The organism is Carnobacterium inhibens subsp. inhibens DSM 13024 (assembly GCF_000746825.1).
Classification (GTDB): Bacteria; Bacillota; Bacilli; order Lactobacillales; family Carnobacteriaceae; genus Carnobacterium_B; species Carnobacterium_B inhibens.
In genome coordinates this window covers 1,547,244-1,559,843 of sequence record NZ_JQIV01000006.1, presented here as the reverse complement: position 1 = coordinate 1,559,843, position 12,600 = coordinate 1,547,244, and the positions used below count along the sequence as shown (strand labels likewise).

At 39.7% G+C, this 12,600-nt stretch carries 12 protein-coding genes; 10 read left to right on the top strand and 2 right to left on the bottom strand.

From position 1 onward, the window contains the following. Positions 1 to 24 precede the first annotated feature (24 nt). The gene (locus BR65_RS08585; protein WP_034537883.1) at positions 25 to 603 is read right to left on the bottom strand and encodes a membrane protein; all 579 of its coding nucleotides are present in this window, start codon (positions 601 to 603) and stop codon (positions 25 to 27) included. 353 nt (positions 604 to 956) lie between these two features. Further along, on the bottom strand, positions 957 to 1,862 hold the full coding sequence (locus BR65_RS08580; RefSeq protein ID WP_034538724.1) for an FAD:protein FMN transferase: 906 nt from the start codon (positions 1,860 to 1,862) through the stop codon (positions 957 to 959). Positions 1,863 to 2,088: 226 nt separating this feature from the next. Between BR65_RS08580 and BR65_RS08575 the strand changes: the two genes are divergently transcribed. The 10 genes from BR65_RS08575 (at position 2,089) to purF (ending at position 12,599) form a co-directional block, all read left to right on the top strand. Continuing rightward, entirely contained in the window at positions 2,089 to 3,174 is a 1,086-nt protein-coding gene (locus tag BR65_RS08575; RefSeq protein WP_034537882.1) for an FMN-binding protein, read from the top strand. A gap of 55 nt (positions 3,175 to 3,229) precedes the next feature. Beyond that, entirely contained in the window at positions 3,230 to 3,631 is a 402-nt protein-coding gene (locus tag BR65_RS08570; RefSeq protein ID WP_034537881.1) for a YbaN family protein, read from the top strand. A 22-nt stretch (positions 3,632 to 3,653) separates the two neighbouring features. Next, complete coding sequence (locus tag BR65_RS08565; RefSeq protein ID WP_051932717.1) at positions 3,654 to 5,147, top strand: oxidoreductase; 1,494 nt, start codon at positions 3,654 to 3,656, stop codon at positions 5,145 to 5,147. Positions 5,148 to 5,402: 255 nt separating this feature from the next. Next, a complete protein-coding gene (purE, locus tag BR65_RS08560) occupies positions 5,403 to 5,891 on the top strand; it encodes a 5-(carboxyamino)imidazole ribonucleotide mutase (protein ID WP_034537879.1) in 489 nt (162 codons plus the stop codon). Further along, complete coding sequence (gene purK, locus BR65_RS08555) at positions 5,884 to 7,032, top strand: 5-(carboxyamino)imidazole ribonucleotide synthase (RefSeq protein ID WP_034537877.1); 1,149 nt, start codon at positions 5,884 to 5,886, stop codon at positions 7,030 to 7,032. The genes purE and purK overlap by 8 nt, the downstream gene beginning before the upstream one ends. A gap of 180 nt (positions 7,033 to 7,212) precedes the next feature. Beyond that, complete coding sequence (gene purC, locus BR65_RS08550) at positions 7,213 to 7,923, top strand: phosphoribosylaminoimidazolesuccinocarboxamide synthase (protein ID WP_034537874.1); 711 nt, start codon at positions 7,213 to 7,215, stop codon at positions 7,921 to 7,923. Positions 7,924 to 8,009: 86 nt separating this feature from the next. Next, positions 8,010 to 8,261 (top strand): phosphoribosylformylglycinamidine synthase subunit PurS, encoded by a 252-nt coding sequence (gene purS / locus BR65_RS08545; RefSeq protein WP_034537873.1) that lies wholly within the window; start codon positions 8,010 to 8,012, stop codon positions 8,259 to 8,261. Then, positions 8,261 to 8,941 (top strand): phosphoribosylformylglycinamidine synthase subunit PurQ, encoded by a 681-nt coding sequence (gene purQ, locus BR65_RS08540; protein WP_023179482.1) that lies wholly within the window; start codon positions 8,261 to 8,263, stop codon positions 8,939 to 8,941. The genes purS and purQ overlap by 1 nt, the downstream gene beginning before the upstream one ends. Further along, a complete protein-coding gene (purL, locus tag BR65_RS08535) occupies positions 8,938 to 11,169 on the top strand; it encodes a phosphoribosylformylglycinamidine synthase subunit PurL (RefSeq protein WP_034537871.1) in 2,232 nt (743 codons plus the stop codon). The genes purQ and purL overlap by 4 nt, the downstream gene beginning before the upstream one ends. After that, a complete protein-coding gene (gene purF, locus BR65_RS08530) occupies positions 11,145 to 12,599 on the top strand; it encodes an amidophosphoribosyltransferase (protein ID WP_034537870.1) in 1,455 nt (484 codons plus the stop codon). Before purL ends, purF begins: the two co-directional genes overlap by 25 nt. Position 12,600: the final 1 nt, after the last annotated feature.

The following is a 12,600-nucleotide window of genomic DNA, read 5'->3' as shown; positions in this document are numbered from 1 at the left end:
CTCGTATCTATTTTGATGGTGGGATTATTTTTTTGGTTTCTTATTCCATGTCGGCGTTGGTTTGCCAATGGCTTTAATGCTGTTTGTATAGGGAAGGACATAAAGAATGTTGTCGCTGACGTCCATAACCAATACATTTTCATTTTTTGGAATGTCGGTTATGCCATCAGTATTTTCGTAGATTTTAGCCATTTTATTGATTCTGGAAAAACCTGTAGAGACGATGACTTCACCTGTTCCATTGAGTGTGATCGGAATGGATACTTTTGCTTCTTTGCCTTCTAATTCGTGGATCGAGGTGATATTTGAATTTTCTGCACGACTCTTAAAGGGCAGAATAACGAGAATGTTCATGAGCATAATGACAACCATAATAGCAAAAAAGATACCCACAAACAACCAAATAGATACGGCTGCACGATTGGTCACTAGAACCCCATATGTGATGAAAAAAGCAATCATAGCTGTGACAAAGAAATCACTGATGTCGTAAAAACCGATACTGATGATATCTTTTAACGGTAATGTCAAAATGGCTAATGCTATACAGCCTGCAAAAGCAAATTGTAAGTAGAGTGGGTCTTCTAAGATAGTGGTTAACACTTCATTTTCACCTCCTTTCAGTGAGGAGTCATCGTGTGTGGCTTATCGAAGAAAAACCTTACACTCTCAACTCTTTTATTGCACTAATCAATGGCTGCACTAATCGTTTTTTCAGATAGGACAATCTCTTTTGAAGTCCTGTTGATTTTGTTTATATTTAGCGTGACTGGATAAATGGTCTACTAATGTAAATAATACCATACTGTATTTGGAGTGTGTGGAATATTTGATAGCAAAGACAAATTTTTAAACGTTTTCATTTTTTCCATTACATGAGACAATTCCTACAAATTGGTATAACTCAAAAAGACTTCGATTCCAGCTCAAGAAACTGCAGGGTTTATTATAGTTTCTTAAAACAAAACAACATACGGTACGATACCACGTGTCATTTTCACATCGTTGTCTTTTGTGATAATAAGAGCTTCGATGCCAGGAATGCTGTCGATATATTGGATGGCCGCAGTGGGACTGAACATAAACAACAGGGTGGTCCATAATTCTCCGTCAATAGATTCGTCCGAAACTATGGTTACGCTGGCCAATTCATTTTCAATCGGGTAGCCTGTTGTTGAATCAAAAATGTGGTGGTATTTTTTTCCGTCTACCTTAAGCGACCGTTCATAAATGCCAGATGTGACCACTGACTTGTCTTTCACCAATACAACTCCTACTAAATCCCCACGAACCGGTGAAGGTTTTTGAATGCCTACACGCCAATAGCCATCTTCGTATTTTGGATTTTCCCCAATCGTCAAAACATTCCCGCCCAAATCCACTAAGCCGCTTTGTACGCCTTCATTTTGAAAAAAACTTTTGAGTTTATCGGCGAAATAGCCCTTTGCTAAGGCACCTAGATCTAGTTCCATTCCCTTTTTTGTTAAGTATACGGTTCTTTTATCTGCATCCAATTTAATGTCAGTTGGATCAATCAGTTTTAATTTTTCTTCAATTTCTTTTTGTTCAGGTACATGCGCGTCCGTAAAACCAATTTTCCATAGTTTAACGAGCGGTCCGATTGTGATGTTTAGAGCAAGATTAGAAGATAAACTATATTTCTTACCGAATTGAATCAAGTCATATAAATCTGAATCGACATGAACGGGCTGTATTCCTGCTTGTTGGTTCACCATCATTAAAGCACTTTTAGAATTGTTCGCGCTGAATCGTGCTTCGTAATCTGCCAACATATGGCTAGCTTTCTCTAATAGGTTTTCTGCCTCCGGATGCACGATGGAAAGGCTAATTCGTGTTCCCATTTGGTTGATAATTTTCTGTTTAATTTTTTTCACCCACCCATCTATAAATTTAAAAATATCGTACGGTGCATATGTTTGCATTTTAACATAATCAGGAAAATATGTGATAATTTCCTATGAAAAAATAAAAAAACTTAATATAGATCAATTTTTTCAAACTTCTTTCTGTTATACTAAGGATGTAAAAATAAATTGTGAAATTAATAACAATATCAGGGAGGTTAATATGAATAATCTTAAAGCGGGAACGTACAAAGGAAGAGCAACTGGGTACCATGATTATATTACCGTGGATGTAACAGTGGATGAGGGAAAAATAGTAAAAATCGATTACTCTGAAAATGAAACACCTAATAAAGGTGGTGTAGCCGTAGCGAAAATGGTCGAAGAAATCATTAAGCGACAATCAATAGAAATCGATACAGTGTCTGGCGCGACTTATGCTTCAGAAGGTACTTTACGAGCTGTGGATTATGCGTTAGGAGTAGCACGAGGAGAACGGGCTCCAATTGACGGTGAATTTAACGAAGATACTGGGACGATTGAACACCATTTCACATCTGGAACATATAGCGGTAACGGAGATGGGTATAAAGGTGAAATCAATCTGAATGTAACAGTAAGTGAAAATAAGATTGAAAAAATCGAATACCAAGGAAAAGAAACTCCTGATATCGGGGGTAAAGCAATGGAAGAGATTATTGCAAGGATTTTACGCAGTCAATCTTCTCAAATCGACACGATCTCTGGAGCAACCTTTTCTTCACGCGGAGCACAAGAAGCATTGGACTATGCTTTAGGTATAGCTAGAGGCGAGATTGATCCAGAAGCTGAGCCAAAGCTAGAAGATTTAGAGCCTCGCATTCAATTTAGAGGAGGATCCTTGACAATTGAACAAATTGAAGCTGTTTTGAATACGCTGCCAGTTGAAATTACGTTTGTTGGGCCGGATTTGCGCTTTCAATATTTCAATGAAGATCATCATGAGTTTCACCGTTCCCAAGCGAGTTTAGGAAGCCACTTTATTGATTGCCATCCGCCTCATGTGCGCGAATTTGTTGGCAAACTAGCTGGAGAACTGGCAGATGGGACACGCAAGAGCGAAACGCATTGGTTCACACGAAAAGATGACGGTCGTAAAATTTTCATTTCTTATGTTCCTGTTTTTAATCGTAAAGGTGAGAGTATCGGGTTCATGGAATATGTCCAAAATGGAACGCCATTTATTGAGACAATTGATGAACCGAACCGCCGTGGTGAATTAAGTGATCCTGCTGAGCAAAATCCGTTTGCTCGCGAAAAATGGAGTTGAAATGACAGAGAGAAGAATTCGTTTATCGTTTAGATGAAGAAAAGGAATGATACAGATGAAACGCCATTTTTTAATTAGTGTTGGGGTTCTTTCTTTTCTTTTAGGTTCAGCAGGCGTACTTCTGCCAGTGCTGCCAACCACACCGTTTTTATTGTTATCTGGCTACTGTTTTGCACACAGCTCCAACAAGTTTAATGATTGGCTAAAAAAGACTAAAATATATCAAATATACGTATCAGATTATGCTGAAACGAAATCCATTCCTAAACATAAAAAATGGAAAATACTAATGAATAGTTATATTCTGATGGGTATTTCAATTTTTCTTGCTCCACTTCAACCAGTTAAAGTAATGCTGGTGTTGTTGACACTGGCTTTAACTGTAGTATTATTATTCGTTATTCCGAATCGTAAAGATCATCTTAAAACGAAAGAAGACCAAAAATACATACATTAAATTGCTGGAAAGGACTACCAACATGTCAAATAAATTATTCGAGAAAATGGAACTTAAATCGGGAGCGGTACTGAAAAACCGTATTATGATGGCACCAATGACTATTCAAGCAGCATACTTTGATGGCACGGTCACACAAGAAATGATTGATTATTATGCCCATCGTTCTGGAGAAGCTGGCGCAATTATTGTAGAAAGTTCATTTGTGGAAGATAAAGGACGAGGCTTTGCAGGGGCATTGGGTAACAATAAAGATTCTCAAGTGAAAGAATTGTGTAGATTGGCTAATGCGATTAAAGAAAAAGGCTCTAAATCTATTTTACAAATTTACCACGCCGGACGGATGGCAGCCCCAGAGCTCAATGGTGGAGCTGCGCCAATCTCAGCTAGTCCTGTGGCAGCATTGAGACCGGAAGCTGTTACACCGCGACAAATGATGCCAGTGGATATTGATAGGATGATTCAAAGTTTTGCAGATGCTACCAGACGCGCGATTGAAGCTGGATTTGATGGAGTTGAAATTCATGGTGCCAATACATACTTGATTCAACAATTTTTCTCTCCTCATTCTAACCGCCGTGAAGACAAATGGGGCGGCAGCCGAGAAGCACGCGCTAAATTTCCGGAAGCCGTGATGAAAGCTGTGCAAGAAGAAGTCAAGAAACAGCAAGCAGAACATTTCATTGTAGGTTATCGATTCTCTCCGGAAGAAATTGAAGAACCGGGGATTCGATTTGAAGATACAATGTACTTATTGAACCGCTTAGCTAAATTAAAGCCGGATTACTTCCATGTTTCAATGGGCAGTTGGAACCGAACATCAATCATAGATAAAGAAGACAGTCAGCCGCTATTAGAGAAGTATATCGAGCAACAATCGGAAGAGTTAGCTCAAATTGCTCTTATCGGTGTAGGGGGAATTGGTCAACGCAGCGATGCGGAAGCTGCACTTGAAGCGGGCTATGATCTAGTTGCGGTCGGGAAAGCCTTTTTGGTCGAACCGAATTGGGTTGAAAAAACAAAATCTGATGAAGAAATCAAAGACTTTGCGGATATCAACGAACAAGATCGGTTACAGATCCCTGAACCTTTATGGGACGTGATGGATTTCATGATTAAAGATGTGAAAGCAGAAGAAGAAAAATATGAATATTTGAAAGAATTGCAAAATACAAAAATTACTTTCAATCCTGGAACCTATGAAGCTTCTGTTGAAGGTCATGATGGAAGTGATATCTTAATGAAAGTAACATTCTCAGATACCAAAATTTTAGCAATAGAATTGGACAGACAAGAACAGCTAGATGCTGTTGCAACTTCTGTTTTCAAGCGGTTACCGGAGGAAATTATAACCGGGCAAACGTTGCAAGTGGATGTCATCTCAGGAGCAACGGTGACTTCAAAAAGCCTTATTGATGGAGTGGCAGATGCAGTGGAAAAAGCAAATGGGAATTCTGAAGCTTTACGTGTCCGTTCAAAAGATGCCGTTCAGTGGGAAAGCACAGTAGTGGGATAAAGATACTCATTGAGTTAACCAAAAAAGTTAAGGGATGCTGTAAGCAGACCTTAACTTTTTTCATATTCTGATAGAACTAAAAATGTGAACGCTAAAAAAATACGTATAATCTAGCAAAAGTAACTATAAAAGCCGTTTCAATGAACGTTAAAAGCTTTAATAACGAACGAAAAACGATTATATTTATTAAATGTTTGTAAAATAATGGTGGGTTATGCTATATTGAACGTGAGAAAATAGAGTGGAGGAAAATGAATGAATGCCATTGTCTCCGTTGTTATGGGAAGCACTTCGGATTGGGAAACGATGAAAGACTGCTGTGCGATTTTGGATGAATTTGATGTAGCGTATGAAAAAAAGGTGGTATCAGCCCATCGGACACCCGATTTGATGTTTAGTTTTGCGGAACAAGCAAGGGAATTGGGAATAAAAATAATCATTGCAGGAGCTGGAGGTGCAGCTCATTTACCGGGCATGATTGCAGCGAAAACCACGTTGCCAGTCATAGGCGTACCGATACAAACTCGAGCACTTAATGGAATGGATTCATTATTGTCTATTGTACAAATGCCGGCGGGTGTACCTGTTGCTACTGTGGCGATTGGAAAAGCAGGAGCTGCGAATGCAGGACTGCTTGCGGTTCAGATTCTTTCTATTGAAGATGAAAAATTGGCAAAAAAATTGGAAGTAAGACGTGATCGGCTTAAAAAAAGTGTAATAGAAAGTAGTGAAAATCTTGTATAAAACACTTAAACCAAGAGATACTATTGGAATTATTGGAGGCGGACAATTAGGAAAGATGATGGCTCAATCAGCAAAAAAGATGGGGTTTACTGTTGGAATCTTGGATCCTAATCAAAATTGTCCAGCAGCTCAAGTGTCTGATTGGAACATCTGTGCCGATTATGCAGACAAAAAAGCTTTGCGTGAGTTTGCGAGAAGAGCAACTGTCTTAACGTTTGAATTTGAGAATATTGATGCAGAAGCATTACAAGAGATGGAAGAGTTGGTAGCTATCCCGCAAGGTAGCGAAGTAGTAGCTATTACGCAAGACCGAATCAAAGAAAAACGATTTTTAGAGTCTAGTGGGGTTTCGATTGCACCCTTTGAGGTTGTGGAAACAATAGACCAACTGAATACTGCCGTTGAAAAAATTGGCTATCCTTGCGTCTTGAAAACCACACGTTTTGGATACGATGGCAAAGGGCAAGTTGTCTTGAAATCAGAAGCGGATAAAGGAGCAACAGAAGCGCTGATTGCTGCTAATAGCTGTATTCTCGAAGCTTGGGTACCTTTTTCGAAAGAATTATCGGTCATGATTGTTCGCAACCAAAAAGGAGAAACGACCATTTTTCCTGTTTCTGAGAATATCCATATCGCTAATATTTTACATGAATCCATTGTACCCGCTCGGATTTCTCCAGAAGTGAGCGAAAAAGCGGTAGAAGCCGCTCAACAGATTGCTGATGCGTTGCAATTGATTGGAACGTTAGGAATCGAATTGTTTTTGACAAAAGACGATGTCATCTTCGTCAATGAACTGGCACCTCGTCCGCATAATTCAGGACATTACACGATTGAAGCAATGTCTCTTTCGCAGTTTGATGCACATATCCGAGCGGTAGCTGGGCTGACGATGCCAAAAGCACGCTTGCTTTCGAGTGTCGTTATGGTCAATATTCTTGGGCAACATATGGAAGACAGTTTAGCGTTCCGCGATAAAAAAGCGGAGTGGTCGTTTCATTACTATGGGAAAGAAGACTTGCATACAAATAGAAAAGTCGGACACGTCACGATCTTGACAAACGATGTAGAAGAAACCTTGATAGAAATAGAGAATACCGGGATTTGGAATGAATCATACAGAAAATTAAATCTGAATTAACCTAGAAAGACTGGAGCTATTGTTCCGGTCTTTTTTCGATGAAATAAGATAGGTTTCGTTCGTTTATCATTTGAAAAAATAGTGGATATTCCATTGACAATCAAAAGTTGAGTGCTACAATTAAAACGAATGATTAAACGGTATGGTAAATTAATGTTCGTAAATAGAAAGGAAGAGATAATGGAAAGGAAAGAATTGCTCTATACTGGGAAAGCTAAAAAGATGTATGCGACAAATCAAAAAAACGTTCTTTTAGCAGAGTATTTAAACCAAGTAACTTCGTTAAATGGTGCTAAAAAAGAAAATGTTGAAGGGAAAGGAGAACTGAACAACCAAATAACGGGCTTGATATTCACGTACTTAGCTGAAAAAGGCTTTTCAAGTCATTATATCCAAGAAGTGTCAAAAACCGAACAATTAATAAGTAAAGTTGAAATGATTCCTTTAGAAGTCGTTGTCCGTAACACGTCGGCCGGCAGTTTTACAAAACGATTTGGTATGGAGGAAGGAATCGATTTGCCTTTTCCGATTCTTGAGTTTTATTACAAAAATGATAAGCTGGATGATCCATTTATCAATGACTCGCACGTTAAAATGCTAAATGTTGCGAAAGACGAAGAACTGATCGAAATAAAAAAACAAGCCTTAGAGATCAATGCTGCCTTAGTGGAAATGTTCAAAAAAATCGCTATTCGCTTAATTGATTTTAAAATTGAATTTGGAAAAACGGCGGATGGGAAAATCATCCTCGCTGATGAAATCTCTCCAGATACTTGTCGTTTGTGGGATATAAATACGAAAGAACATTTGGACAAAGATCTTTATCGCCGTGATATAGGAGATATCATTCCTGTTTACGCAGAAGTATTGAAGCGGCTGAACAACATCTGAATAAACGAATTATCCTTTCATCTAGATACAGACTAATGAAAAATCAACCACTATAAATCAAAAGAGAAAAGTGAGGCGTTTCAATCGTGTATAAGGTAACCGTTTATGTCACTTATAAAGACTCCGTTCTAGATCCGCAAGGGGAAGCAGTCAAGGGTGCGGTTCATCGCATGGGATATGAGTCAATCGAAAATATTCGTATTGGAAAATATTTTGAAATCCAAGTTTCTAAAGATGAAAAGGATATCGAGCACGTAATTGAAGAAATCTGTGACAAACTTTTAGCAAATGTAGTAATGGAAACATACCGGTATGATATTCAGGAGGTTGGAATGTAATGAAATTTGCTATCATTGTTTTTCCTGGATCCAATTGCGACTTAGACATGTATACAGCTGTAAAAGATAGTCTTGGGGAAGACGCGGAATATGTTCAGCACTATGAAAACAGCTTGCAAGGGTTCGATGCAGTATTACTCCCAGGAGGATTCTCTTACGGCGATTACTTACGTACGGGGTCTATTGCCCGATTTTCCACTATTATGGCTGAAGTGATTCGATTTGCTGAAGAGGGAAAACCTGTTTTTGGAGCGTGTAATGGATTTCAAATTTTGACAGAAGCGGGTTTATTACCGGGAGCATTACGGCGCAATGAATCACTGAAATTCATCTCTAAGCAGCAAAATCTAAAAGTAGAAAACGTACATACATCATTTACATCAGGCTACGGACATGGAGAAATCATTACTGTACCTGTCGCACACGGTGAGGGGAATTACTATTGTGATAAAGAAACGTTACAGCAATTGAAGGACAACAATCAAATTGTTTTTACGTATGCGAATGATAATCCAAACGGAAGCATCGAAAATATAGCGGGCATTATCAATAAGCAAGGAAATGTATTGGGTATGATGCCTCATCCTGAACGAGCTGTTGAAGCATTACTGGGTTCAGATGATGGATTAAAATTATTCCAGTCTATGTATAAAAATTATCAGAAGGAGCTGTGCCAATGATGGTTTTTTTGGAACCAACACCCGAACAATTAAAAGAGTTGGAAGTCTATCGTGAATGGGGGTTGACTGACGAAGAGTACGCAATCATCAGTGAAGATATCTTGCACCGTTTACCAAACTACACCGAGACGGGTCTGTTCTCTGTTATGTGGAGTGAACATTGCTCTTATAAAAACTCAAAATCGATTCTGCGGAAATTTCCTACTTCAGGGACACAAGTGTTGCAAGGACCTGGTGAAGGTGCGGGTATTGTTGACATTGGTGATGGTCAAGCGGTGGTTTTTAAGGTGGAAAGCCATAATCACCCATCTGCGGTTGAGCCATACGAAGGAGCAGCGACTGGTGTTGGAGGTATTATTCGCGATATTTTTAGTATGGGAGCTCGTCCAATCGCGATTCTTGACTCTTTGCGTTTCGGTGAGCTAGACAACGAACGCACAAAATATATTTTCGAAGAAGTTGTAGCTGGAGTTAGTGGTTACGGTAATTGTATCGGTATTCCAACGGTTGGTGGGGAAACTGTTTTTGATCCTTGTTACAAAGGCAATCCTTTGGTGAATGTCATGTGTGTCGGCTTGATCGACCAAAAAGATATTCAAAAAGGGCAAGCTAAAGGGACAGGGAACACAATCATGTATGTAGGCGCAAAAACGGGGCGTGATGGTATTCATGGAGCGACGTTTGCTTCTGTTGAATTCAAAGAGGAAGAAGAAGCGCAACGTTCTGCTGTCCAAGTAGGAGATCCGTTTATGGAAAAACTATTGATGGAAGCTTGTCTAGAATGTATTTATGATTATTCTGATGCATTGATTGGAATCCAGGATATGGGAGCGGCAGGGCTTGTTTCATCAAGTGCTGAAATGGCTTCAAAAGCGGGTAGTGGATTGATTTTAAATTTGGATGATGTCCCACAACGCGAAACACATATGACCCCTTATGAAATCATGCTTTCTGAATCGCAAGAGCGGATGTTGTTGTGTATCAAGAAAGGTGAAGAACAACGGATTATTGAGTTATTTGAAAAATATGAATTAGAGGCTGTTACTATCGGGAAAGTCACAGATGATGGGTTGTATCGTCTATTTCATGATGGAAAAGAAGTTGCTAATGTACCAGTTGATGCTTTAGCAGAGGATGCACCAGAATACCTTAAACCGATGCAAGAGCCTGAGCGCATCGCGCTATTTGCTGCAATGGCTGACTATCAGCCAACCTTTACGTCTGCTGCAGAAACACTGGTTAAGTTGTTGCAACAACCAACGCTTGCTTCAAAGAAAAACATTTACCAAACCTATGATTCGATGGTCCGTACGAGCACAGTTGTGGGACCAGGAAGTGATGCCGCCGTTATTCGCATACGTGGAACTGAAAAAGCAATCGCGATGACGACGGATTGTAATAGTCGTTACATCTATTTAAATCCTGAGATTGGTGGACAGATGGCAGTATCAGAGGCTGCTCGTAATATTGTGGCTAGTGGAGGAAGACCATTGGCTATCACAGATTGTCTGAACTACGGAAATCCTGACAAACCTGAAATTTTCTGGGAATTGAGCACTTCTGCAGATGGCATATCAGAAGCCTGTCGTTTATTGAATACCCCAGTGATCTCGGGTAATGTATCGCTCTACAATGAAATGGATGGCGAAGCTATTTATCCGACACCGTTGATTGGCATGGTCGGTCTGATCGAAGATAGCAAACACATCACAACCCAAGCATTCAAAAATGCCAATGATCGAATTTTCATCATTGGCGACACAAAAGCGGATTTTAATGGTTCCGAATTACAAAAATTAGAATTGGGAAAAATCGAAGGGAAACTAATGGACTTCGACTTGACGACCGAAAAAGAGAACCAAGACATTGTTTTGAAAGCCATCCAAGCTGGACTGATTGAAAGTGCACACGATTTATCAGAAGGTGGATTGGCTGTCGGTTTGATGGAGAGCGTATTCGATACGGCATTGGGATTCGATGTAACAGTTGCGATGGATAAAACATGGTTATTTAGTGAAACGCAATCGCGATTTATTTTAACAGTGAAACCTGAAAATGTCCTTGCATTCAAAGCGCTAGTCAAGTCGACTGCAACAGAGATTGGGACAGTGGAAAATAATGGATTCGCAAAAATAGCTACTGAAAACGAAACAATTGCTTTATCCATAAAAGAAGTAGAAATGAAATGGCAGGAGGCTATCCCATGTTTGCTGAAACAAAAAGCTTAAATGAAGAGTGTGGGGTGTTTGGCATTTGGGGTGATCCAAGTGCTAGCCAACTGACTTATTTTGGATTGCATAGTTTGCAGCATCGCGGACAAGAAGGTGCTGGAATCGTTTCTTGTGATAATGGGAAACTATTGGTTCATCGCAATCTGGGGTTGATTAGTGAAGTCTTCAAAAATGGAGACGATCTTAAACGATTGTCAGGAGATCGTGCTATCGGACACGTACGCTATTCCACATCTGGACAGAATAGCATCGAAAACGTACAGCCTTTCTTGTACCATTTCTACGATTTAGATATCGCTATCTGTCACAATGGAAACTTGGTGAATGCCAAGAGCTTGCGACGTAATCTGGAAGAAGATGGAGCGATCTTTCATTCGACATCAGATACGGAAGTGTTAATCCATCTCATTAGACGTAGTCAGAAAGACACGTTGATCAATAAAATAAAGGAAAGTCTGAACCTTGTTAAAGGTGGGTTTACTTATGTTCTTATGACGGAGGAAAAAATGTTCGGTGCTGTTGATGCGAACTCTTTACGCCCACTCGTGATTGGACGATTGCCAAATGGTGCCTATGTGATGGCAAGTGAAACATGTGCGATAGATACCATTGGTGCAGAGTTTGTCCGTAATGTTAATGCCGGAGAGTTGGCCATTATTGATCGCAATGGCCTAACGATTGAAAAATACACAGAGGATACCAGTATTTCCATTGCGGCAATGGAATATATCTATTTTGCTCGACCAGATTCAAACATAGCCGGTGTGAATGTACATACGGCTCGCAAAAGAATGGGAAAACGGTTGGCACTAGAATCCCCTATGGTGAATGCGGATATCGTTATTGGTGTTCCTAACTCGTCATTATCCGCAGCTAGCGGTTTTGCTGAAGAGAGTGGAATCCCCTATGAAATGGGTCTGATTAAGAATCAATATGTAGGGCGCACATTTATCCAACCGACACAAGAACTGCGCGAATTGGGTGCGAAAATGAAGTTATCGGCTGTTAAAGGAGTCGTGCAAGGGAAAATTGTTGTCATGGTAGATGACTCGATCGTCCGAGGTACAACAAGTAAACGAATTGTCACATTATTGAAAGAAGCCGGAGCGAAAGAGGTCCATGTTCGCATCGCTTCTCCTCCCTTGATGTATCCAAGTTTTTACGGAATCGACATTAGCAAATCTGCTGAACTGATTGCTGCAAGAATGACAGTTTTTGAAATGTGTGAGTCTATCGGAGCAGACAGTTTGTCATTTCTCAGCCAAGAAGGCCTAATTGATTCAATTGGATTGAAATTTGATAGTCCTTACTCAGGTTTATGCATGGATAGTTTCAATGGGGATTATCCAGCAGGACTGTACGACTACGAAGAAGACTATCTAAAAAATATGACCGAAATTCAAAAAGAAAATCTTAGGGGAGGGTAAT